Raw genomic sequence first — 21,174 nt, 5'->3', positions numbered from 1 at the left:
CATGAACCGCGGCGTCTATACGCTCGCGCTCCGGGCCCTCGCGCCCCTGATCTGGCTGTGGATGGCCCATCGCGCCCGGCGCGCGGGCGGGCGCTGGGATATCTTTTCTCCCGAGCGGTTCGGCCGTGTTGGGCCGTCGTCCGAGCCGTCTCCCCAGCCGTCCCAAGTTGCGTCCCCGATTCCTTCGGAAAATCCTTCCGCGTTGCCCTACGCCGCGCCTGTCTGGGTGCATGCCGTCAGCCTGGGCGAGACCCGGGCCGCGCTGCCGCTCCTGAACGCGCTGCTGGAACGCGGCCTGCCGGTGCTGCTGACGCACATGACGGCCACGGGCCGCGCCGAGGGCGAGCGCCTGTTCCAGGACGCCATCGCGCGCGGCCAATTGCGCCAGGCCTGGCTTCCGTACGACTTTCCGGGCGCCACGCGCCGCTTCATGGCGGCCCACCGGCCGCGCTGCGGCCTGCTGATGGAGCGCGAGATCTGGCCCAATCTGCTGGCCGCGGCGCGCCAGGCGCGGGTGCCGATGGCGCTGGTCAGCGCCCGTTATTCCGAGTCGTCCCTGCGGCAGGCGCGCAGGATGGGCGGCGTGATGCGCGAGGCGCTGGCGGGGCTGGACGTCGTGCTGGCGCAGACCGCCGAGGACGCCGGCCGGCTGGCCCAGGCGGGCGCGCCGCCGGCCCAGGTGACCGGCAATCTCAAGTTCGACCTCGTCCTGCCGCCCGCGCAGGTGCAGGCGGGACGGGCGTGGCGCGCCCAACTGGGCCGGCGTGTCGTCGCCGTGGCCAGCACCCGCGAGGGCGAGGATGCCCCGTTCCTTGACGCGATCAAGCGCCACGCCGCCGCGCCGGACGCGCCGCTCTTCCTGCTGATTCCGCGCCATCCCCAGCGCTTTGACGAAGCGGCCCGGCTGCTGACGGACGCAAAGCTGGCGTTCGTGCGCCGCTCGGCGGGCACGGCCCCCGCGCCGCAGGCCGCCGTGCTGCTGGGCGACACGCTGGGCGAGATGGCCTTTTATTACGCCGCGTCGGACGTGGCGATCGTGGCGGGCAGCTTTGCGCCGCTGGGCGGCCAGAACCTCATCGAGGCCTGCGCCGCAGGCGTGCCCGTCATCGTCGGGCCGCACACGTTCAACTTCAAGCAGGCTGCCGAGGACGCCGTCGCGGCGGGCGCGGCGTGCCGCGCCGAGCGCGAAGGCGCGGCGGTGGACGCCGCCATGGCGTTGCTGGCCGATGAGGCGCGGCGCGAGGCCATGGGCGCGGCGGCGGCGCGATGGTTCCGCAGCCATGCCGGCGCCACGGCGCGCACGATGCAGGCGCTGGACGGGCTGTTGCGCTGAAGCGATCCCTTCAGGATTCGTCGTGGCGGCCGGGGCGGAACACCAGCCATGCCGACAGCACGTACATTGCGCCGCTGTAGGTGGCCGCCGCCGCCAGCTGCGCAAGTACCGGTCTCACGTCGTAGGCCAGCAGGATCTTCAGGATCGCCAGGTTCAATAGAAAACAGACGGCGAAGGTGTAGAAAAAGCGGACGCCCTCGCTGGCCAACCCGCCCTCGCTGCGGAACACGAACTTCTTGGAAAAGAAGAAGCTCTGAATGAACCCGACGGTGTAGCCGATGATGTTTGCCAGGACGGCCGAGACGCCCAGGGCCATCAGGACGAAGATGACGCCAAAGCCGACCAGGGTGTTCAAACCACCGCCCAGCGCAAATCTCGCCAGGCGATGCGCTTCGTTCTTCAATCTAGACATGATGCTCGGGGTTGCTCGCGCTCGAACGGTTTTGCGGCGGCATACCGAACGTCGTGCCTGCGATGACGAATTGCGGCTTGCGATTGACCTTGAGATACGCTCGGCCCAGGTATTCGCCGATCAGGCCCAGGCAAAGAGTTTGAATGCCGCCCACCATCAGAATGGTGGCAATGAGCGAGGTCCAGCCTCTGGGATAGTCCGTATGCAGGAACTCCTGGACGGTGATCACCAGGATCATGATCAGGCTGAAAACAGACATGCAGAAGCCGATACCCGTGGCCAGGCGCAGGGGTAGGATCGAAAAGCTGGTCAGCATCTTGAGCCACAGCGATAGCGACAGCCGCAGGTTGTAGTTGCCTTCCCCGTCGGCCCGCGCCTGATGTTCGATGTCCACCGAGGTGATCGACGCAGTGACGTCCAGGATGAGCCCGTCCACGTACGCGTACGGCCCGTCGTAACGGATCACTTCCTGCACCACTTCCTGGCGCAGCCCCTTGAAAGAGGATAGGTATAGTCCCTTGGGTTTGCGCAGCGCGTACGTGGCGACCATGTCGTTGAACCTGCTGCCCAGCCGCTTCCACAGCGCGTGTTGACGACCGACATACCTCGTATAACAGACGTCGTAGCCGCTGCGCAGCGCTTCGAGCAGTTTTCCGATGGACTCCGGAGGGTGCTGCAGGTCATCGTCCATCAGGATGACATAGCGACCCCTGGCGTAATGCAGGCCGGCCATCACGGCGTTGTGCTGGCCGAAATTCCTGCGCAATGTAATGCCTTTGACAAAGGGGTGGAGGCGGGCGTTGTCGGTAATGGCTTTCCAGCTGTCGTCCGGGCTGCAATCGTTGACCAGCACCAGCTCGAAACGGTTGGACAGGTGCAGCGTGTGCATGGCGTCGGCCACTTTGGCCACGAGCTTGGGCACGATGGTCTCGCTGCGATACACAGGAATGACGATCGACACTTCAAGGCCCTCGCTCTCGGATCGAGCGTCGGCGTCGAATGAGTCAGGATCTTGTCGAGTCGAGCTTGTCATTTCCGAAGTGTTGACTTCTTCCTGTGCTGCTTGTCGTTCGTTATCCAAAGTACCAAGCCGGTGAGCGCCATCAGGGTCGCGTACAGCTTGCCGAAATAAAAGTACCGGACCTCATACTGGTGGACCATGAATATGAGGTAGTAAGCCGATAGGACGGTGACATTGAGCCAGTTGAGCAACGGTGCGAAAACCGACCCCCGCCGCGCCAACGCAATACCCAAGAGGATGGCACCGATGATCGAGGCCAGGAAGTAAATGTTCGTGACGTAATCCGTCACGCTCCGCGGTGATCCCGCCTGGTCCATATCTTGCTGACTGGCGAAGAAATACTTACCGATGATTCCGAACTTCATCGCATGCCACTGGATGGGATGCGTCAGCAGCGTACGGATGAACAGCTTGGCTGCCTCGTCGACCCGTCCGCACGTGCTGGGGTCGATGCGGCATGTCAGGCCTCCGCCCCCCTCGACAATGAATCCCCCTCCCTTGCTCAGCAACTCCTCACGGGTCGTTACCGACGTGGAAAAAGACAATTGCTCGGTATAGACCCACTTGGGACTGCCCATCGTCACCTGGTGGTAGACACGCCACGGCAGCATCAGCACGTGAGCGGAAAGGACGATGACCAGCGCGACGCCCATCCAGCGCGCGCTTGCCGGCTCCTGCTTGCGACGCATCAGATGCCAGAGCCATGCTATCAGCAACCAAAACGTCAAACCGAGCACAAACAATTCGAACTGCGACCGAAAATACGCGGCGAATCCCAGGCTCATGCCCGCCAGGATGGCGAGCTTTCGGGGACGAATCGCGCCGAACGCTTGCAGGGCATACAGCACGCCCAGAAAGAAGAAGGCGATGGAAAACGTTTCCCCGAAGATGACGCGACCGGGCTCCAGGAGGAATGAGCGCGCCACGGGCGGGACGAAGAGCGCCAGGGGCAACAGCCAGGCGAGGGGCGCTGATACCCAGTCGCGCAGCGTCCGATTGAACTGGCACAGGACCAGGGCCCACGCCGCACAGGCCAGTAACTGGATGGCATAGACGAAATGGGGGGTATCCAGCCCCATTACCTTGATCAGGCCCGCTTCGATCAGCAGGAAACCGGGCGGCCAGAAACTGATGATCCAGTTGTTGCTCGGCGCAATCCATCCCTTGTCTGCGATGTCCATGGCCCCCGTGATAAAGCTGCCCGGATCGGAAGGAACGAATTTGAGCAGGTCGCGGGCGGTAGTGTTAAAGGCGTCGATCTGTCCTGCGGGCTGGTGCACTAAGGTGGCGTAGGCGCCGAGAATCAGGAAGTAGCACAGGTACACGAGCAGGATGTGCGGAGCTTGCTCCTGGCTGACCGGGGTGGCTTGGTTCATTTCACTCCTTGATGGCGGCCTGCTTGGCGACCCTGCAACGCAGGCACGCGGGCCGTGGGCTCCTCGGGCGAGCGCAAGCTTGGAGAGGGCGCGTATAAGGCGCAGAAAAGCGCACCGTCACGGATCGTTCCGGGCGGGGCTTTCCAACGCAACGTACAGCAATCTTAGGGGTTCTGCTTGGGCGTCAACGTGACCGCGCCAGGATTCAATTCCTGGCTGAAGCGCCTTGGGTCCCGGCCTTCGTCTTCGGGCCTGGCGCCCAGCCAGCCCTGTCCCAGCGCATAGACGCCCAGGTTCGCAAGCAGAATCAGGATCAATAGCACGCGCATGCCGGGCCTGCGTCAGGGATGAGGGGTCAGCGTGGCGCGCGCGACGGCGGCCAGCCCGTCGAGCACGGGGTGGTCCAGGTAGACCGGCACCGGCGCCGCGCCGAAGGCGCCGCCCGCGTCGGCGAGCAACCGTTCGATCTCCTGGTGGACCTCGGGCCATCCGCCGCCGGCCGCGTAGATCTGCGGGGTCTGGCCGTAGCGCTGGCGGCCCGCCAGCCATTGGCGCACCACGGCGCCGGCCTGGGCGGCGGCGATGCCGGATGCGATGGCCTCGTGCGTGTCCGTGGGGTAGGGCACGACCTGGCCGTTGGCGATGGGCAGGTTGGCCGTGCCATGGGCCAGCGAGGTGCGCATCATGGCCGGGCCCGGCAGGATCAGGCCGCCCGCGAAGACGTTGTCGGGTCCGACGGTGTCGATGGTGGTCGCGGTGCCGAAGCTGGCCAGCACGAAGGGCGGGTGGGTGCCCGGCAGGCGCGACAGCACGCCCAGCAGCGAGGCCCAGCGGTCCGCGCCCAACTGGGTGGGGTTGCGATAGCTGTTGACCAGGCCCAGCGTCGTGGCCTGTGATGGCGACCACGTCACCGCGCAGCCGCGTTTTTGCAGGATGGCCGCGATGGCATCGCCGCGCGCCGCGCCGGCCACGTTCACGCCCAGCGCGCGCCGCGGCGCTTGAGGCAAGCCCGCCACCCAGCTGTCCAGCGCGTCCAGGTCCAGGCCGTCGAACGCGACGACCGCGGGTTCGCGCGGCATGTCCGGATTGCTGGCGTCCAGCCAACCCACTTTGAGGCGGCTGTTGCCGGAGTCGATGAGAATAATCATGCTTGGCGTCGAATCGAAATTTCACCGACCGAGATCGGTGTGGCGCCTTCGGGCGTCTGCACCAGCAGGCGGCCTTGCTCGTCCACGCCACAGGCGGTTCCGCTGAGAAGAATAGCGTCCTTGTCCAGCACGTTCACCTTGCGGCCCGCCAGCGCGTCCACCTGGTCGAAACGCTGCCGGAAGGCGCCGAAGCCTTCGCGCTCGAGCGTGCGCACCGCGTCGTGCCACGCCGTGGCGCTGGCGCAGACCAGGTCGGCGGCGGCCGCGGCGTGCGCGGAAGCGGCCTGCACCTGGGTCCAATCGGCGACCTCGCGGCCCAGCGCGCGCGACAGTTCGGGGGCATCGACGAGATTGACGCCCATGCCGATCACCACGGTGTAGCCGGCGTCGCGGCCGCCGGGGTTGCGGGTGGTCTCGACCAGGATGCCCGCCAGCTTGGCGTCGTGCCATTGCACGTCGTTGGGCCATTTCATGCACAGCGCGCGCGCATCGCGGCCGGCAACGGCGCGCAGGGCTTCGCACGCGGCCACGCCGGCCAGCGGCGACAGCGCCGCCAGTTGCATGGCGGGCAGGTGCACGTCGAACGCGCACGAGAACATGAGCGTGGAGCCCGAGCGGTTCTGCCAGGGACGGCCGGCGCGGCCGCGGCCGGTTTCCTGCAGGTGCGTGCCCAGCAGCCATGGCTTGCCCGGCCCGGCCCCCGACCGCGCGCGGGCAAGCAGGTCGGCGTTGGTCGATCCGGTGCTGGCGGTCCAGGCGATGTCCTGGAAGGCGGGCAGGCGGTCGCCCAGCGTCCGGGCGAGGATTTCCGGGGCGGGCAGGTCGATGGGGCGGACTTGGTCGAGCATGGCGGCGATTGTAGGGCACGCGGGCCGCGCTCGCGGCCGCGCAGCCCCTGCGTATATGATTGACGACACATTTTGCATCGATAACCGGACGACATGCCGCATTCCGCCTTGCTTGCGACCGCCGCCGCGCCTTTTCGCCACGAGGGCGGGGTTTGCCACGTCGGCGGCGACTGGAGCGTGCTGGCGCTGGCCGAGCCGGGCGAGGTCGACCGTCGGCGCGCGGCGCTGGGCCGGGCGGCCCAGGCCGGCGCGCGCTGGGACATGCACGGCATCGACCGGCTGGATACGATCGGCGCGCTGATCATCTGGCAGGCCTGGGGCGAGAAACTGCCCGAGCGCGTGCGCTGGGGCGCCGGACAGCAGGACGTCTTCAACGCCCTGGCGATGAACAAGGGCGAGGCGCTGACCGCGGCGCCCAGGCCCGAGACCTGGGCGTGGGTGCGCGCCATGGGCGGCGGAATCCTGCGGGCGGCCGAAAACGGCAAGGCCCTGCTCATCATGCTGGGCCAGCTGGTGCTGGACGTGGGCGCGATGCTGCGCCGGCCGCGGCTGGGGCCGTGGCGCGAGATCTCGGCGCAGGTGTACCGCACCGGCGCGCAGGCGCTGGGCATCACCGCGCTGGTGGGTTTTCTGATCGGCGTGGTGCTGTCCTACCTGTCTGCGCAGCAACTCCAGATGTTCGGCGCGGACCGCTTCATCGTGCGCCTGCTGGGCGTATCCATCGTGCGCGAACTGGGCCCGGTGCTGGCGGCCATCCTGGTGGCGGGCCGCTCCGGTTCGGCCATCACGGCGCAGATCGGCGTCATGCGGGTCACGCAGGAGCTGGACGCCATGCTGGTCATGGGCATCTCGCACGGGCAGCGCCTGATCCTGCCGCGCGTGGTGGCGCTGGCGGTCACTATGCCCCTGCTGGTGCTGTGGACCAGCGCCATGGCGCTGCTGGGCGGCATGCTGGCCGCGCAGGCGCAGCTTGGCGTGTCCGCGCAGTGGTTCCTGCAGTCGCTGCCCGACGCCATCACCCTGACCAATTACTGGATCGGCATGCTCAAGGGCGTGACCTTCGGCATCCTGATCGCGCTCATCGCCTGCCACTTCGGCCTGCGCATCCAGCCCAACACCGAGAGCCTGGGCCGCGGCACCACCACCTCGGTGGTCACCTCGATCACCGGCGTCATCCTGCTCGACGCGGTGTACGCGGTCATCTTCAGCACGGTGGGCATCTGATGAACAACGCCACCCAGAATCGGCTGTTCACCGAAGAAGGCGTCACCGTCGAGCCGGTCATCACCGTGCGGGGCCTGCGCACCGCCTTCGGCGACCACGTCGTGCACGACAACCTGGACCTGACCGTGTTCCCCGGAGAAATCCTGGTGCTGGTTGGCGGCTCGGGCACGGGCAAGACGGTGCTGCTGCGCCAGATCATCGGGCTGGACGTGCCGGCGGCGGGCACCGTGAAGGTGCTGGGCCACACGCTGTCCGAACTGACGCCCGGCGAACGCCGCCGGCTGTCATACCGGTGGGGCATGCTGTTCCAGGCCGGCGCGCTTTTCTCCGCGCTGTCGGTATTCGACAATGTGGCCTTGCCCCTGCGGGAACTGCGCACGGTGCCCGAGGACCTGGTGCGCGACGTCGTCATGTGCCGGCTGGCCATGGTGGGCCTGTCGTCGCGCGACGCCGACAAGCGCCCGTCCGACCTGTCCGGCGGCATGGTCAAGCGCGTGGCGCTCGCGCGCGCGCTGTCGCTGGACCCGGAATTGCTGTTCCTGGACGAGCCCACGGCCGGGCTCGATCCGCTGCGATCCGACGAGTTCGTGGACCTGGTGCGCAGCCTGCACCGGCAGCTCGGCTTTACCGTCGTCATGGTGACGCACGACCTGGACACGCTGCTGGCGCTGGCCACGCGCGTCGCGGTGCTGGCGGAAAAGCGGGTGATCATTTGCGACACGGTGCCTGAAGTGCTGAAGTTCGATCACCCGTTCATTCATACGTTCTTCCTGGGCGAGCGCGGCCTGCGCGCGCTGGGGGACTTGGCACCGAAGGGAATGCAACATGGAAAACCGTAGTCATGCGCTCATGGCCGGCATCTTCACGCTGGTCCTGCTGGCCGCAGCGGTATTGACGGCCATCCTGATCGGCCGCGACCGGACGCAGTTGCAGCCATACGAGATCATCTCGGCCACGGCCGTCAGCGGCCTGAATCCGCAATCGGCCGTGCGCTACCAGGGGGTGCCCGTGGGCCGGGTGCAGTCGCTCGCGCTCAATCCCAACAAGCCGGGCCAGGTGCGCATCCGCATCGGCGTGGCTCCCAATACGCCGATCACCGAATCGACGTGGGCCGAACTGGGCGTGCAGGGGGTGACCGGCATGGCCAACGTGGATCTGCGCGACGACGGCTCCTCGCTCAAGCGCCTGACCTCCACCGCCGAGAATCCGGCCGCCATTCCGCTGCGGCCCGGCTTCCTGGACCGCGTGGAGCAGCGCGGCGACAAGCTGATTTCCAACGTCGAGGTCGCCACCGAGCAATTGAAGCGCGTGCTCAGCGAACAGAACGTGCAGGCGCTCACCGCCAGCCTGCAGAACGCCACCGATATCTCGCAATCCCTGAAAGAGGCCAGCCGCACCCTGACGCCGACGCTGGCCAAGCTCGGGCCGCTCATGGAGTCGCTGGACCGCACCTCGCGCCAGGCCGACCGCGCCGCCCGCGAAATCGGCGACCTGGCCCAGCAGGCCCGCCAGTCGCTGGCGCGCCTGAATGCGCCGGACGGCCCGCTGGCTGTGGCCACGCGCAGCCTCAACGACATCGCCCTGGCCGCCGCGCGCCTGGATGGCGAGACCCTGCCGGCGATCACCGGCATGGCGACGGACGTCGGCGCGGCCGCGCGCGGCGCCACCAATACCCTGCGCCGTGTGGACAGCACGCCGCAATCGTTCCTGTTTGGTCCCGCGCCCATGGCGCCGGGACCCGGCGAACCCGGCTTTGCCGGATTCGGGAGATAGCCGAAATGAAGATGCGCAGCGCCCTCCTTATCCTGACCCTGACCCTGGCGGGCTGCGGTATCGGCCGCGTCGACGCGCCGCCCAAGGTGTTCGACCTGGGGCTGGACGCCAGGCCCGTGCCCGCCTTGCCGGCGCGCGACCCGATTGCGCTGACGTTCCAGTCCGCGCCCGGCCTGTCGGACACCGGCATGATCTGGCGCGTGGGCGACAGCGCCGCGCCGCGGTCCTACGCGACGTATCGCTGGGCCGCGTCGCCCGCCGACCTGGTGCGCCAGCGCATCGTTGACCGTCTGTCGCGCCAGGGCCCGGTGCTCAATGATCGCGTCACCTTGCAGACGCCGCAGTTGCAGCTATCGCTGGCGCAGTTCGAACAGGTCTTCACCGAAGACGGGCAGTCCAGCCAGGGGCGCATCCTGTTGCAGGCCGTGCTGCTGAATGGACGCGCCGTGGTGGACCAGAAGCGCATCCTGGTGACGGCGCCCGCGCCCACACAGGACGCCGAAGGCGGCGTCGCGGCCCTGCGCGAGGCCACCGACCAGGCCAGCGACCAGCTCGCGCAATGGCTCGGCGCCACGCTGGGGGCGCCGGCGCAGGCGCCCCGCACGAGATGAGCGGTTAACATCGTTCCTTTTTCCGCACGCTGAGTCACGCCATGTCCGCACGCACTGAAACCCACGCTTTCGTCGGCGCCGCCGGCCGCATCGACTGCGCCATCGACTGGCCCGCCGGATCGCCGCGCGGATGGGCGCTGGTGCTGCATCCGCATCCGTTGCAGGGCGGCGCGCGCGAGAACAAGGTGGTCACGACGCTGTCGCGCGCGTGCGTGCAGCACGGGCTGGTGGCGGTGCGGCCCAACTTCCGTGGCGTGGGCCAGTCCGAAGGCGAGTTCGACAAATCCGTGGGCGAAACCCAGGACATGCTGGCCGTCGTGGCGCAGATGCGTGAACGCCATCCCGAACTGGCGCAGGCGCCTTGGGTGCTCGCGGGCTTTTCGTTCGGCACGGCCGTGGCGGCGCAGACTTACGCCGCGCTGGCCGAGCAGGGCGAGCCCGTCCTGCCATCGGCCCTGATGCTCATGGGCCCTGCCGTCAACCGCTTTCAGTCGCACGAAGTGCAAGTCCCCGACGACACGCTCATGGTGCACGGCGAAGAGGACGAGGTGGTGCCGCTGTCCGAGGCCATGGACTGGGCGCGTCCGCGCTCGATCCCTGTCGTGGTGGTGCCGGGCGCCTCGCACTTCTTTCACGGAAAGCTGCTCGTGCTGCGCCAATTGGTGCAGGCTCGCCTGAAGGTCGCGCTGGACTGAACGGTCCGCGCGGCACGCCGCAGGTTGCATCAGGTTGCATGTTTTAGGCGCGCGGGGAACCCCGCGTGGCCGGGATGGGTCTGATCGACTGCCTATAATTGTCAGCCACTTGCCCCGCGCCGGCGGGCGTCATTCCTGGACCCACGTTGCCGATGAAGAAATTGCCTCACTCCGCTCAATCCCCCGTTGTCTTTACCCGCCGCCTCGTTTCAGGCGCCGTGTTGTCGGCGATGCTGGCGGCCTCCATGCCGGCTTGGGCGCAGCAGGCGCCCACCGCTCCCGCCGCCGCGCCGGCCGCGACGGCCCCGGCCCCCACGCCTGCGGGCGCGATCCCTGTCGGCGACGTGTCGGCCGTCCCGGCGCCCACGATCGCGGCCAAGGCCTGGATCGTCGTCGATGTGAACAGCGGCCAGACGCTGGCCGCTTCCAATCCCGACATGAAGGTCGAGCCGGCTTCGCTCACCAAGATCATGACGGCCTATGTGGTCTTCAACGCGCTGGAAGAAAAGCGCCTGACGCTGGAACAGACGGTCCCGGTGTCCGAACACGCCTGGCGCACCGGCGGTTCGCGCATGTTCATCGAGCCGCGCAAGCCGGTCACCGTGGACGAACTGAACCAGGGCATGATCGTGCAGTCCGGCAACGATGCGTCCGTGGCGCTGGCCGAGGCCGTGGGCGGCAGCGAGTCCGCCTTCGCCGCCCTGATGAACCAGGAGGCCGAGCGCCTGGGCATGAAGAACACGCACTTCATGAACGCCACCGGCCTGCCCGACCCGCAGCACATGACGTCCGTGCGCGACCTCGCCACGATGTCCGCCCACCTGATCACCGATCACCCGGACTACTTCCACTACTACAAGCAGAAAAGCTACACGTACAACAAGATCACGCAGCCCAACCGCAACCGCCTGCTGTGGGCCGATCCCTCGGTCGACGGCATGAAGACCGGCCACACCGAATCGGCCGGCTACTGCCTGGTGTCGACGGCCGTGCGCGGCGACCGCCGCATCCTCGTGGTCGTGGTGGGCACCGACAGCGAAGCCACGCGCGCCGAAGAAAGCCTGAAGCTCCTGAACTGGAGCTTCCAGAACTTCGACACGGTCAAGCTGTTCGACAAGAGCCAGCCCGGCATCGACGCCCGCGTCTGGGAAGGCACCGCCGAAAACGTCAAGCTCGGCCCGCCCAACCCCGTCTCCATCGCCGTGCCGCGCGGCAAGGCCGGCGAACTCAAGCCGGTCGCGCAGCGCACCGATCCGCTGATTGCGCCGCTGGCCAAGGGCCAGCAGGTCGGCACGCTGCAATTCACGCTGGACGGCAAGGTGCTGCGCACCGAACCGCTGGTGGTGCAGGACGCCGTCGAGCGCGCCGGCTTCTTCGGCCGCATGGTCGATACCGTCAAGCGCTGGTTCCAGTAAATCTGGCACCGCGGCCCCTGCCGCGGGTGTAAGCTAGCAGCGGGCGTTTCGTGCGCGAAACGCCCGTTTTGCATTCTTCGGGGGCGGGCCGGGCGGCTCGTCCCTGTTCCATTTCAAATTCAGGAGTGCCTCATGATTCCGGGCGTGCCGGGCGAAAGCCAGGTGTATCTCAACGGTGAATTCCTGCGCGTGGACGAGGCCAAGGTCTCCGTCCTGGACCGCGGCTTCATTTTCGGCGACGGCATCTACGAAGTCGTCCCCGTGTACCAAGGCAATGCATTCCGCATGGCCGAACACCTCGACCGTCTCGACCGCAGCCTGGCCGCCTTGCGCATCGCGCAGCCGTTCGACCGCAGCGGGTGGATCGACCTGATCCAGCAATTGCTGGACCGTTCCAACCTGGAAACCTGCATCGTGTACCTGCAGGTGACCCGCGGCGTGGCCAAGCGCGACCACCAGTTCCCGTCGCCCGCCGTGCCCCCGACGGTGTTCGGCATGATCTCGGCCTGGTCGCCGCCGGCGGCCGCGCAGCGCGCCCAGGGCCTGTCCGCGATCAGCATCCCCGACGAGCGCTGGCTGCATTGCGAAATCAAGTCCGTGTCGCTGCTGGGCAATGTGCTGGCCAAGCAGCAGGCGGTGGACGCCCACGTCGACGAAGTCCTGCAGTTCCGCGACGGCTACCTGACCGAAGGTTCCTCCACCAATATCTGGGTCGTCTCGGGCGGCAAGCTGCTGGCCCCGCCCAAGAACAACCTGATCCTCGAGGGCATCCGCTACGGGCTGATGGGTGAACTGGCCGCCGAGGCCGGCATCCCGTTCGAAGCACGCCGCATCTCGCAGCAAGAGGTGGAGCAGGCCGACGAACTGATGCTGTCGTCCGCCACCAAGGAAGTGCTGGCCATCGTCTCGCTGGACGGCAAACCCGTGGGAACCGGCAAGCCCGGCCCTGTTTTTGAGCAATTGCGTGCGGGTTATGATGCCCGCATCGCCGCGCTGTAGTCCCGGCGCGGGGCGGCCCCGGGGCCGCCCGCCCGGCGCCCGCCGGCCCTTGCCGGCGCGCCGCTTGCCCCCATATAAGAACATTCAGGGGCAACTCTTTTTAGGCACATCATGCACATTCCGCCCGAAGATTCTTTGATCGAATATCCCAGCGACTTTCCCATCAAGGTCATGGGCAAGCATCATCCCGAATTCGCGCAGACGCTGACCGAGGTCGTGCTGCAGTTCGATCCGGGATTCGACGCCGCGACCGTGGAAATGCGCCCCAGCAAGGGGGGCAACTACCTGGGACTGACCTTCACCGTGCGCGCGACCTCCCGCGAGCAGCTCGACGCCCTGTATCGGGCGCTGCATGGCCACCCCATGGTGTCCATCGTCCTGTAAGGCAAGATCGCCGTGATCAAGTGGCTCGCGCGGCCGGTGGACTACCTGCCGGTCTGGCAGGACATGCAGGCCTACACCAGCCAGCGCGACGCCGACACGCCGGATGAGATCTGGCTGTGCGAGCACACGCCGGTCTATACGCTGGGCCAGGCCGGCCTGCCCCAGCATGTGCTCAACCCCGGCAACATCCCCATCGTCCATTGCGACCGAGGCGGCCAGGTGACCTACCACGGCCCAGGCCAGGTCATGGCCTATGCGCTGTTCGACCTGCGCCGCGCCGACATGTACGTCAAGGAATACGTCGCCTTGCTGGAATCCGCCGTCATCGACACGCTGGCTCGGTTCGGCGTGAGCGGCGCCTGTCGCAAGCCGGGCGCGCCCGGCGTCTACGTGCCCGACCCCGCCGGCGGCGAACTCGCCAAGATCGCGGCCCTGGGCATCAAGATCCGCAATGGCAGGGCTTATCACGGCGTGTCGCTGAACGTCGAGATGGATCTTGCGCCATTCCTCGGCATCAACCCCTGCGGCTACGAAGGGCTGCGCACCGTCGACATGGCGGCCTGTGGCGCGCGCTGCTCGCCCACCGAGGCGGGCGACGCGCTGGCCCAGAACCTGGCGCAGGCATGGCGTCGTCGAAGGAACCCGAATTGAAGACCTACACCGCGGCCGAGGTCGCCGCCACCACGCCCGAACAGCTCGCGCGCCTGCGCGAATCCGGCCCGCCCGAGGAATACGCCGCGTGGATCCGCACCGCGGCCGAATTGGGGCTGACCGAGGCCCAGACGATCTACGGGCAGATGCTGCTGGACGGCATGGGCGTCGAACGCCAGCCCGCGGAGGGACTGGCGTGGTTCAAGCGCGCCGCCCATGCCGATCACCCCATGGCCATCAACATGGTGGGACGCTGCTACGAAAACGGATGGGGCGTGCCGGCCGACGACACCGTCGCGGCGTACTGGTTTCGCCGGGCCGCCGATGCGGGGCTCGACTGGGGCCTGTACAACTATGCCCACATGCTGCGCAGCGGGCGCGGCGGCGTCACGCAGAACCCCGCCGCGGCGCTGGCCCTGTACCAGCAGGCCGCGCAGGCGGGCCACGTGAAGTCCATCGGTGTGGTCGGCCGCTACTACGAGGCGGGCGACGTGATCCCGCAGGACATGGCGCGCGCGTTCGACTGCTACCAGCGCTGCGCCGAAGGCGGCGACTTTCGGGGCATGTTCCACCTGGGCCGCCTGCTGCTCCTGCAAGGCAAAAAGGAAGAAGCCGTCCAATGGCTCGTCCGCGTGCCCGAAACCGCCACGCCGGCCTTCCTGAAGGAAGCCAACGGCATGCTGCAGGACTGCGGCTTTCCGGCGCTGTATGAGACCGGCGCGTAGCGCGGCTCAGGTGCTCAGCCGGGCCTCGAACACCACTTCCAGCATGTCGCGCTGGCCAGGGCCGCGCTCGCCGTCCAGCCGGTCCAGCAGCAACTGACCCGCGCGCCGGCCCAGGTCGGCGGCGTCCACGCCCAGCGTCGTCAGCCCCTGCACCCATTGCACGGCGCTGCCGTCGTCCGTGAATCCCAGCACCGCCAGGTCCTGCGGCACATGCAGGTCGCGATTGTGGGCCTCCGACACGGCGGCGGCGGCCAGCAGGTCGGACGTGCAGAACACGGCATCGAAGATCGTATTGGTGGCCAGCAGGCGCAAAAAGGCCATGCGGCCGTCGTTCATGTGCTGGACCTCGGGCTGCACGATGTCCGCGACCAGTTCCAGTCCCAGCGCGGCGGCGCCGTGGATGAAGCCCTCGCGCCGGGCGCGTTCCCACGGATTGTCAGCGCTGACGCAGGCGACCCTGGGGTGGCGCTTGTCGGCCAAGTGCCGGGCGGCCAGGCGGCCGGCCTCGGCGTTGTCGATCGCCACGGCGCTGTCCAGCGTCTGCGGGGACGCGCTCCAGGTCTCGACGACCGGAATCTCCATCGCGGTGAGCGCGGCGCGCAGCGCGGCGTCCTCCAGCGGCCCGATGACCAGGGCCGCGGCGGGGCGCAAGGCCTCCAGCAGGGGCAGCGTCCCGGCGTCCTGCCAGGGCGCCGCCGCCAGGAAATAGCCGGCGGGAGCGAGCCGTTCGCCGCAGGCCTGGAGGGCGCGGGCGGCCGGGCCGGCATCCAGACGGGGGGCAATCACGGCGACGGGGGCGGGCGAGGGCAGGGCGGGCATGGAAAAGTCGGGAAATACGCCAGGCCAGACGATAACCCAGGCCCGCGGGCTGCCGGGGGGGCGATCGGGCGGGCAATCGGGCGGCGGATCGGGCCGCGAAGGGTAAAATGCCCTTTTTCTCCCAGACCCGGCCGTCCTGCGCGCCGGTCATGAAGGTGTCCCATGTCTACGCTCGCCGAGTCTCCTGTGCCCTCGAACGAATCCGCCGCCGCGCCCGCGGACGCGGTCTACGATCCGACGCAAAAGCAGAAATCGCAGGCCAAGACGGCGCGCATCCCCATCAAGATCATTCCGGCCGAACGCCTGAAGAAGCCCGAATGGATCCGCGTGAAGGCCGCCGCGCCCGGTTCGCGCTTCTACGACATCAAGCGCATCCTGCGCGAGCACAACCTGCACACGGTCTGCGAAGAGGCGTCCTGCCCGAACATCGGCGAATGCTTCGGCAAGGGCACGGCCACCTTTATGATCATGGGCGACAAGTGCACCCGCCGCTGCCCGTTCTGTGACGTGGGCCACGGCCGGCCCGACCCCCTGGACACCAAAGAACCCGAGAACCTGGCGCGCACCATTGCCGCCATGAAGCTGTCGTACGTGGTGATCACCTCGGTCGACCGCGACGACCTGCGCGATGGCGGCGCCGGCCACTTCGTGGATTGCATCACCCATATCCGCGAGCTGTCCCCCACCACGCGCATCGAGGTGCTGGTGCCCGACTTCCGCGGCCGCCTGGACCGCGCGCTGACCATCCTGAACGCCGGCCCCCCTGACGTCATGAACCACAACCTGGAAACCGTGCCGCGCCTGTACAAGCAGGCGCGTCCGGGTTCGGACTACATGCACTCATTGAAGCTGCTGGCCGAGTTCAAGAAGCTGCATCCGGAAGTGCCCACCAAGTCCGGCCTCATGCTGGGCCTGGGCGAGACCGACGAAGAAATCCTGCAGGTGATGCGCGACATGCGCGAGCACAACGTCGACATGATCACCATCGGCCAGTACCTGCAGCCGTCGGAGCATCATTTGCCGGTGCTGCGCTACGTGCACCCGGACACCTTCGCAATGTTCGAACGCGAGGCGTATGCCATGGGGTTCTCGCATGCGGCGGTGGGCGCGATGGTGCGGTCTTCGTACCATGCGGATGAACAGGCGCATGCGGCTGGGGTGAATTGATCCCACGCAGGACAGCCTGGCGGGCAGGGGTTTCGCACCCTTGCCCATGAACGCGCCGGAACCCGAGTTCCGGCGTGTCGTTTGGCGCGCGTGCGGACGCCGCCGCGCAACATGAACCTATCAACGAGGCGCGACCCAGAGTGGATATGCAAAGTCCGGTTCCCCAGATAGCCGTTGTCATACCGAGCTACAAGGTGTGCGCGCACATTCTGGGCGTCATCGACAGCATCGGGCCCGAAGTCGGACGCATCTATGTGGTCGACGACTGCTGCCCGGAAGGCTCCGGCGACTTCGTGGCGCAGCATTGCACCGACCCGCGCGTCAAGGTGGTCCGCAACGAGGTCAACCGGGGCGTGGGCGGGGCCGTGATGCGGGGCTATCGCGCGGCCCTGGAGGAAGGCGTGGAGGTCATCGTCAAGATCGACGGCGACGGCCAGATGGATCCCGCGCTGATCTCCGAGTTCGTCCTGCCCATCCAGGCCGGCGAGGCTGATTACACCAAGGGCAACCGGTTCTTCGACCTGGAGAAGATCCGCGACATGCCCAGGATCCGCTCCTTCGGCAACGCCGCGCTCTCCTTCATGACCAAGGTGTCCTCGGGCTATTGGGATGTGTTCGATCCCACCAATGGCTACACCGCCATTCACCGGGACGTGGCCAAGCACCTGCCCTTCGACAAGATCAGCAACCGCTATTTCTTCGAGACGGACATGCTGTTCCGCCTGAACATCCTGCGCGCCGTGGTGGTCGACATCCCCATGGACGCCAAGTACGGCGACGAAGTCAGCAACCTGAAGATCTCGAAGATCATCGGCGAGTTTGCCGCCAAGCACGTGCGCAATTTCTGGAAGCGCGTGTTCTACAACTACTACCTGCGCGACATGTCGCTGGCCTCGCTGGAACTGCCGCTGGGCGTGGCCATGCTGGCCTGGGGCCTCGGTTACGGGCTGGTGCAGTGGAGCTCGTCGGCGCATGCCGGCGTGGCTACCCCGGCCGGCACGGTCATGCTGGCGGCCCTGCCCATCATCCTGGGCGTGCAGTTCATTCTTGCGTTCATCGGGTACGACATTGCGTCCGTGCCCAAGCGGCCTTTTCACCGGCGCGTGAGGAGCCTGATGAAGAAAAACAGAAAACCGGTGGATGTCCAATGACTTACCTCGTCGCCATCATCTGCGTGATCGGCATTGCCGTCGGGCAGATTCTTTTCAAGCTCAGCGCGCAGTCGCTGCACAGGACAGGCAGCTTCTTCGACCTGGGCACGCTCACCTTGCTGTTCTCCGCTTTCGCGCTGTATGGCCTGACCACGATCGCGTGGGTCTGGGTCTTGCAGAAGGCGGAACTGGGCCGGGTGTACCCGCTGATGGCGATGGCGTTCGTGCTGGTGCCCATCGGTAGCTACTATTTCCTGGGCGAACGCTTCAATCCGCAATATTTCGTCGGCGTCGCGTTGATCGCCGCGGGCATCGTGATCGCGGTCCGCTCCTGATCATGGGAATGGACCGAACCGATTTGTCCCTGATCCAGGATCTGCACGCAGGGCGCTGCAGCCGGCGGTGGCTGGTCGCCCTGTTCGTGCTGGTGTGCATCACGATGGCCAAGCTCATCCCGTCGATGCAGTCGCCGGACGAGTTCGATCACGTTAAGCGGGCCTACCTGCTGGGCAAGGGCGTCTTCACGCTGCAGAGCTTCGAAGAGCAGGGATCTGGCGGCCTGGTCGACACTGGCCTGATGACGTATTTCAAGGCCTACGGCGTGCTTCCCTACCGGCCGCACCGCAAGCTGTCGCTGGAAGAGAACTACGCCGCCGAGGCCGCCCGCTGGACCGGACAGCGCGAATTCAGCGCCGCGCCGGGAACCGGCTATTACCTGCCCGCCATCTACGTGCCGCAGGCGCTGGGGCTGGCCATCGGCGAGGCCGCCGGCCTGACCATCGGCAATTCCTACGACCTTGCCGTGCTGCTCACCATCCTGAGCTGCGCGGCGCTGCTGTGGGCCGCGTTCGCCATCTATCCAGCGAACCCCGTGGTCCTGGCGCTGCTCATCCTGCCGATGAGCCTTTTCCAGTTTGCCTCGGCCACCATCGACGGCCTGTCGATGGCGCTGACGGTGCTGGCGGTGTCCCTGTTCCTGCGCATCGCCCACGATCGCCGCGCCGCGGCCGCGTGGCTGACGCCGGTCCTGGCGCTGGTGCTGGTCGTCCTGATCGGAAGCCGCATCCATATGCTGCCGGCGCTGCTGTTGCTCGGCATGGCCTGCTTCCATGTGCGCCGCAGATCCGCCTACGTCCTGTTCGCGCTGTCGATCGTCATCATCGCGGCCTGGCTGCTCCACGCCATCGGCAGCACCGTCGACAAGCGCGTCCTGGTGGGGGCGAGCACGTCCGAGGTCGCCCTGCACTACCTGAAGCATCCCTTTGCCTTCCTGCGCGTGCTGCACGCGACGCTGGACCGGCCGGATCTCATGGGCTTCTACATGTCGTCCTTCGTCGGGGTGCTCGGCTGGTTGGACGCGAGCTTCAGGCCGGAGGTGTACCGGCTGGCGTTGGCGGCGCTGGCCGTCATCGGCGTGCTGTCGCTGTCGCTGCGGCGGCTGCGGACGGAATGGCCGCCGCGCGCCATGCTGCTGTTCTGCGCCGTGGCCTCCGTGCTCATGACCTTTTTTGCGCTGCTGGTGACGTGGAACAAGCATCCGGCTGACGTGATCCTGGGCGTGCAGGGGCGGTATTTCACGCTGCCGATGATCCTGCTGGCCTACGCCATCGCGGCGGGCAAGGGCGCCTTTGAAGGCGTGGCGAGGAAGGGCGCGGCCGTCGTGCTGGCCGCCCTGGCGTACCTGTCCGTCACGGCGACGGTCTCGCTGATGCTGGGCCGCTACTATCAGTCCTTCGCGCCCATCGAGTCGGCGTCGGTGTCCGTCAGCCCCACGCCGCCGCTTTCGCCGGACAATCCGATCACGGTCGCCATGAGCCCGCGCTACCTTGCGCACCAGCGCGAGATCACCCGCCTGGGCATCAACTTCGGCACCCACATGCGCACCAACCGCGGCGCCGCGGAACTCCAGTTGTCCACGCCCGACGGCGCAACCGTCCGGGTGCCCATCGACCTGCCGGCGCTCAAGGACAATGAATACGCATTGCTCGACGTGCCCAAGGGCAGCTATGTCGCCGGCAAGATCGTCTCGGTGACGGGCGGCGGCGTCAGCGCCTGGCAGGCCACGCCCGCCACGGGCGGCGCGTCGTCGACCTGCATGGTGTATCTGTACGCCGACGGGACGTCGCAGTTCACGGAAGGCTGCCCGGTTCCCAATTTGCGGTGAGCATTGGCCCGGCCAGGGCCAATCAGCCGCCCTGCCGCGCAAATTTGATCGCGGCGTTGAGGTCTTCCGCCGTGTCGACCTCGGCGAGGTCGAGTGCATAGCCCTTCAAGGGCAAGTGCTCTTCAAGCCGCTCGTATACATAGCCGCTGGCGTTGTGCAGCAGGTCGCTGGGGCCGGATACGATGTTCGCCCATTCGAACTGGCCGGGCACTTTGCGCGTGAAGCCCGATATCCGGACAGCGTCTCCTTCGGGCTCACTCTCCACATACACGGCATTCTCGCTTTTTGCGTCAGTGACGCCGACCAGGATGTCCTCGGACTTCGCCGCCGCCAGAAAGCCGGCCAGGCTTGATGGGGTGATCAGCAGATCGCCATCGATGTAGACGACCTTGCCCTTCAGATGCTCGGCGCCCTTGGCGAAGCTGTAAGCAGTGTTGGTCGATCGGTAATCCGGGTTTCTGACCAACACGACATCGCGATGATGCATCGAGCAATACTCGATGACCATGTCTTCGCGGTAGCCCACGACAAGGTGGATGGTAGCCACGTGCGGCCGGATTGCATTCAACAGCCGAGTCAGGATCGTGACACCATCAATCTCGATCATGCACTTCGGCATACCGAGTCCGATGCGGGACCCCAGGCCGGCGGCTGCGATTACAGCGCTTTCAACAACCTGCATAGCGCAGCTCCTTCGTGAATGATGTAGTCGGATGACGAGACGGCTGGTGGAACCGGCCGGTGAACGCCGCCAAACGCGATGGAGACGTCCGCCGCGGCCAGCATCGGCACGTCGTTGGCGCCGTCTCCCACCGCCACGACGCGGTCATAGCCTTGGGCCCTGATCTTCGTAATCGCGGTCGCCTTGTTCAGCACCTTGCCCAGCGCCAGCTTGCCGTTCTCATAGTCGCCTTGCGACGCGTAGAGATGGCAGCCGCACTTTTCAGCGATCGGCTGAACCCAGATATCGAGGTTGCCCGTCACCAGGAAGCAGTCTGACTGGTTGGCGCTGATGAAGGAAAAGATCGCCGGGTCCAGCGGGATATTGGAAACGATGGACCGAACCAAGTCGGGGGCGACCTGCCCCAGGATCAGGCAGCGCAATCGAAAGGAAGGCTCGAATTCGATGTGGCCGTCCATGGTGGCGCGCGTCAGCGTGGCGATCTCGTCCGACACGCCCAGTTCGGAGGCAATGCAGGGCAGGATCTCCGTGGTGGTGAGCGTCCCGTCGACGTCGAAACAGAAAGCGGTTTTCATC

Annotated in this window: 24 protein-coding genes; 15 read left to right on the top strand and 9 right to left on the bottom strand. The window is 66.9% G+C overall.

Features of this window, described 5'->3' with window-relative positions; all coding sequences use genetic code 11:
* Window position 1 precedes the first annotated feature (1 nt).
* Window positions 2-1,333 carry a 3-deoxy-D-manno-octulosonic acid transferase gene (locus ACZ50Q_RS27520; RefSeq protein ID WP_464080094.1) on the top strand — a complete coding sequence of 444 codons (1,332 nt, stop codon included), beginning with the start codon at window positions 2-4 and terminating at the stop codon, window positions 1,331-1,333.
* Between the two features lie 10 nt (window positions 1,334-1,343).
* Here ACZ50Q_RS27520 and ACZ50Q_RS27515 read toward each other — a convergent pair whose 3' ends face one another.
* From ACZ50Q_RS27515 to ACZ50Q_RS27490, 6 genes are all read right to left on the bottom strand, one after another.
* A complete protein-coding gene (locus ACZ50Q_RS27515; RefSeq protein WP_464080093.1) occupies window positions 1,344-1,745 on the bottom strand; it encodes a GtrA family protein in 402 nt (133 codons plus the stop codon).
* Window positions 1,738-2,706 (bottom strand): glycosyltransferase family 2 protein, encoded by a 969-nt coding sequence (locus ACZ50Q_RS27510; protein WP_464080092.1) that lies wholly within the window; start codon window positions 2,704-2,706, stop codon window positions 1,738-1,740. The genes ACZ50Q_RS27515 and ACZ50Q_RS27510 overlap by 8 nt, the downstream gene beginning before the upstream one ends.
* Window positions 2,707-2,774: 68 nt before the next feature.
* Entirely contained in the window at window positions 2,775-4,142 is a 1,368-nt protein-coding gene (locus ACZ50Q_RS27505; protein WP_464080091.1) for a hypothetical protein, read from the bottom strand.
* 164 nt (window positions 4,143-4,306) lie between these two features.
* Window positions 4,307-4,471, bottom strand: coding sequence for a hypothetical protein (locus tag ACZ50Q_RS27500; protein ID WP_464080090.1), 165 nt, complete (start codon window positions 4,469-4,471; stop codon window positions 4,307-4,309).
* 12 nt (window positions 4,472-4,483) lie between these two features.
* Window positions 4,484-5,290 carry a type III pantothenate kinase gene (locus ACZ50Q_RS27495; protein WP_092579446.1) on the bottom strand — a complete coding sequence of 269 codons (807 nt, stop codon included), beginning with the start codon at window positions 5,288-5,290 and terminating at the stop codon, window positions 4,484-4,486.
* Entirely contained in the window at window positions 5,287-6,138 is an 852-nt protein-coding gene (locus ACZ50Q_RS27490; protein ID WP_076518390.1) for a biotin--[acetyl-CoA-carboxylase] ligase, read from the bottom strand. The genes ACZ50Q_RS27495 and ACZ50Q_RS27490 overlap by 4 nt, the downstream gene beginning before the upstream one ends.
* A gap of 93 nt (window positions 6,139-6,231) precedes the next feature.
* Here ACZ50Q_RS27490 and ACZ50Q_RS27485 point away from each other — a divergent pair, with 93 nt between their 5' ends.
* The 10 genes from ACZ50Q_RS27485 (at window position 6,232) to ACZ50Q_RS27440 (ending at window position 14,615) form a co-directional block, all read left to right on the top strand.
* Entirely contained in the window at window positions 6,232-7,362 is a 1,131-nt protein-coding gene (locus tag ACZ50Q_RS27485) for an MlaE family ABC transporter permease (RefSeq protein ID WP_076518391.1), read from the top strand.
* Window positions 7,362-8,201, top strand: a complete 840-nt coding sequence (locus tag ACZ50Q_RS27480) for an ABC transporter ATP-binding protein (protein ID WP_092579440.1) — start codon at window positions 7,362-7,364, stop codon at window positions 8,199-8,201. The genes ACZ50Q_RS27485 and ACZ50Q_RS27480 overlap by 1 nt, the downstream gene beginning before the upstream one ends.
* On the top strand, window positions 8,188-9,135 hold the full coding sequence (locus ACZ50Q_RS27475) for an MlaD family protein (RefSeq protein ID WP_175493151.1): 948 nt from the start codon (window positions 8,188-8,190) through the stop codon (window positions 9,133-9,135). Before ACZ50Q_RS27480 ends, ACZ50Q_RS27475 begins: the two co-directional genes overlap by 14 nt.
* A 5-nt stretch (window positions 9,136-9,140) precedes the next feature.
* On the top strand, window positions 9,141-9,746 hold the full coding sequence (locus ACZ50Q_RS27470) for an ABC-type transport auxiliary lipoprotein family protein (RefSeq protein WP_464080089.1): 606 nt from the start codon (window positions 9,141-9,143) through the stop codon (window positions 9,744-9,746).
* 41 nt (window positions 9,747-9,787) lie between these two features.
* Window positions 9,788-10,441 (top strand): alpha/beta hydrolase, encoded by a 654-nt coding sequence (locus ACZ50Q_RS27465; RefSeq protein WP_076518395.1) that lies wholly within the window; start codon window positions 9,788-9,790, stop codon window positions 10,439-10,441.
* Between the two features lie 152 nt (window positions 10,442-10,593).
* Window positions 10,594-11,856 (top strand): D-alanyl-D-alanine carboxypeptidase family protein, encoded by a 1,263-nt coding sequence (locus ACZ50Q_RS27460; protein WP_464080088.1) that lies wholly within the window; start codon window positions 10,594-10,596, stop codon window positions 11,854-11,856.
* A 132-nt stretch (window positions 11,857-11,988) separates the two neighbouring features.
* Entirely contained in the window at window positions 11,989-12,855 is an 867-nt protein-coding gene (locus tag ACZ50Q_RS27455; RefSeq protein WP_464080087.1) for a D-amino acid aminotransferase, read from the top strand.
* A gap of 111 nt (window positions 12,856-12,966) precedes the next feature.
* Window positions 12,967-13,239, top strand: coding sequence for a YbeD family protein (locus ACZ50Q_RS27450; protein WP_076518397.1), 273 nt, complete (start codon window positions 12,967-12,969; stop codon window positions 13,237-13,239).
* 12 nt (window positions 13,240-13,251) lie between these two features.
* Entirely contained in the window at window positions 13,252-13,890 is a 639-nt protein-coding gene (gene lipB, locus ACZ50Q_RS27445) for a lipoyl(octanoyl) transferase LipB (RefSeq protein ID WP_092579430.1), read from the top strand.
* Window positions 13,887-14,615, top strand: a complete 729-nt coding sequence (locus tag ACZ50Q_RS27440) for a tetratricopeptide repeat protein (protein WP_464082044.1) — start codon at window positions 13,887-13,889, stop codon at window positions 14,613-14,615. The genes lipB and ACZ50Q_RS27440 overlap by 4 nt, the downstream gene beginning before the upstream one ends.
* A gap of 6 nt (window positions 14,616-14,621) precedes the next feature.
* On the opposite strand, the gene ACZ50Q_RS27435 is transcribed toward ACZ50Q_RS27440, so the two are convergent.
* Window positions 14,622-15,434: a substrate-binding domain-containing protein gene (locus ACZ50Q_RS27435; protein ID WP_464080086.1), complete on the bottom strand. Its 813-nt coding sequence runs from the start codon at window positions 15,432-15,434 to the stop codon at window positions 14,622-14,624.
* 162 nt (window positions 15,435-15,596) lie between these two features.
* Between ACZ50Q_RS27435 and lipA the strand changes: the two genes are divergently transcribed.
* From lipA to ACZ50Q_RS27415, 4 genes are all read left to right on the top strand, one after another.
* On the top strand, window positions 15,597-16,601 hold the full coding sequence (gene lipA / locus ACZ50Q_RS27430; protein ID WP_076518402.1) for a lipoyl synthase: 1,005 nt from the start codon (window positions 15,597-15,599) through the stop codon (window positions 16,599-16,601).
* Between the two features lie 146 nt (window positions 16,602-16,747).
* Complete coding sequence (locus tag ACZ50Q_RS27425; protein ID WP_076518403.1) at window positions 16,748-17,752, top strand: glycosyltransferase; 1,005 nt, start codon at window positions 16,748-16,750, stop codon at window positions 17,750-17,752.
* Window positions 17,749-18,087 (top strand): EamA family transporter, encoded by a 339-nt coding sequence (locus tag ACZ50Q_RS27420; RefSeq protein WP_076518404.1) that lies wholly within the window; start codon window positions 17,749-17,751, stop codon window positions 18,085-18,087. Before ACZ50Q_RS27425 ends, ACZ50Q_RS27420 begins: the two co-directional genes overlap by 4 nt.
* A gap of 8 nt (window positions 18,088-18,095) precedes the next feature.
* Entirely contained in the window at window positions 18,096-19,916 is a 1,821-nt protein-coding gene (locus ACZ50Q_RS27415; protein ID WP_464080085.1) for a DUF2142 domain-containing protein, read from the top strand.
* 22 nt (window positions 19,917-19,938) lie between these two features.
* Here the strand turns inward: ACZ50Q_RS27415 and ACZ50Q_RS27410 are convergent, their stop codons facing one another.
* Both ACZ50Q_RS27410 and ACZ50Q_RS27405 read right to left on the bottom strand, forming a co-directional pair.
* Window positions 19,939-20,598 carry an NTP transferase domain-containing protein gene (locus ACZ50Q_RS27410; protein WP_464080084.1) on the bottom strand — a complete coding sequence of 220 codons (660 nt, stop codon included), beginning with the start codon at window positions 20,596-20,598 and terminating at the stop codon, window positions 19,939-19,941.
* Window positions 20,574-21,173 (bottom strand): HAD-IB family phosphatase, encoded by a 600-nt coding sequence (locus ACZ50Q_RS27405; protein WP_464080083.1) that lies wholly within the window; start codon window positions 21,171-21,173, stop codon window positions 20,574-20,576. Before ACZ50Q_RS27405 ends, ACZ50Q_RS27410 begins: the two co-directional genes overlap by 25 nt.
* Between the last annotated feature and the right edge of the window lies 1 nt (window position 21,174).

It is taken from the genome of Achromobacter sp. T5-5 (assembly GCF_055397965.1).
This window is presented reverse-complemented; position numbering and strand designations above follow the sequence as displayed.

What these genes read in the sequence shown, in the direction of transcription:
- ACZ50Q_RS27520 (WP_464080094.1), top strand. Translation starts at nt 2, where the DNA reads ATGAACCGCGGCGTCTATACGCTCGCGCTCCGGGCCCTCGCGCCCCTG.
- ACZ50Q_RS27515 (WP_464080093.1), bottom strand. Translation starts at nt 1,745, where the DNA reads ATGTCTAGATTGAAGAACGAAGCGCATCGCCTGGCGAGATTTGCGCTG.
- ACZ50Q_RS27505 (WP_464080091.1), bottom strand. Translation starts at nt 4,142, where the DNA reads ATGAACCAAGCCACCCCGGTCAGCCAGGAGCAAGCTCCGCACATCCTG.
- ACZ50Q_RS27500 (WP_464080090.1), bottom strand. Translation starts at nt 4,471, where the DNA reads ATGCGCGTGCTATTGATCCTGATTCTGCTTGCGAACCTGGGCGTCTAT.
- ACZ50Q_RS27495 (WP_092579446.1), bottom strand. Translation starts at nt 5,290, where the DNA reads ATGATTATTCTCATCGACTCCGGCAACAGCCGCCTCAAAGTGGGTTGG.
- ACZ50Q_RS27490 (WP_076518390.1), bottom strand. Translation starts at nt 6,138, where the DNA reads ATGCTCGACCAAGTCCGCCCCATCGACCTGCCCGCCCCGGAAATCCTC.
- ACZ50Q_RS27485 (WP_076518391.1), top strand. Translation starts at nt 6,232, where the DNA reads ATGCCGCATTCCGCCTTGCTTGCGACCGCCGCCGCGCCTTTTCGCCAC.
- ACZ50Q_RS27480 (WP_092579440.1), top strand. Translation starts at nt 7,362, where the DNA reads ATGAACAACGCCACCCAGAATCGGCTGTTCACCGAAGAAGGCGTCACC.
- ACZ50Q_RS27475 (WP_175493151.1), top strand. Translation starts at nt 8,188, where the DNA reads ATGGAAAACCGTAGTCATGCGCTCATGGCCGGCATCTTCACGCTGGTC.
- ACZ50Q_RS27470 (WP_464080089.1), top strand. Translation starts at nt 9,141, where the DNA reads ATGAAGATGCGCAGCGCCCTCCTTATCCTGACCCTGACCCTGGCGGGC.
- ACZ50Q_RS27465 (WP_076518395.1), top strand. Translation starts at nt 9,788, where the DNA reads ATGTCCGCACGCACTGAAACCCACGCTTTCGTCGGCGCCGCCGGCCGC.
- ACZ50Q_RS27460 (WP_464080088.1), top strand. Translation starts at nt 10,594, where the DNA reads ATGAAGAAATTGCCTCACTCCGCTCAATCCCCCGTTGTCTTTACCCGC.
- ACZ50Q_RS27455 (WP_464080087.1), top strand. Translation starts at nt 11,989, where the DNA reads ATGATTCCGGGCGTGCCGGGCGAAAGCCAGGTGTATCTCAACGGTGAA.
- ACZ50Q_RS27450 (WP_076518397.1), top strand. Translation starts at nt 12,967, where the DNA reads ATGCACATTCCGCCCGAAGATTCTTTGATCGAATATCCCAGCGACTTT.
- ACZ50Q_RS27435 (WP_464080086.1), bottom strand. Translation starts at nt 15,434, where the DNA reads ATGCCCGCCCTGCCCTCGCCCGCCCCCGTCGCCGTGATTGCCCCCCGT.
- lipA (WP_076518402.1), top strand. Translation starts at nt 15,597, where the DNA reads ATGTCTACGCTCGCCGAGTCTCCTGTGCCCTCGAACGAATCCGCCGCC.
- ACZ50Q_RS27425 (WP_076518403.1), top strand. Translation starts at nt 16,748, where the DNA reads ATGCAAAGTCCGGTTCCCCAGATAGCCGTTGTCATACCGAGCTACAAG.
- ACZ50Q_RS27420 (WP_076518404.1), top strand. Translation starts at nt 17,749, where the DNA reads ATGACTTACCTCGTCGCCATCATCTGCGTGATCGGCATTGCCGTCGGG.
- ACZ50Q_RS27415 (WP_464080085.1), top strand. Translation starts at nt 18,096, where the DNA reads ATGGACCGAACCGATTTGTCCCTGATCCAGGATCTGCACGCAGGGCGC.
- ACZ50Q_RS27410 (WP_464080084.1), bottom strand. Translation starts at nt 20,598, where the DNA reads ATGCAGGTTGTTGAAAGCGCTGTAATCGCAGCCGCCGGCCTGGGGTCC.
- ACZ50Q_RS27405 (WP_464080083.1), bottom strand. Translation starts at nt 21,173, where the DNA reads ATGAAAACCGCTTTCTGTTTCGACGTCGACGGGACGCTCACCACCACG.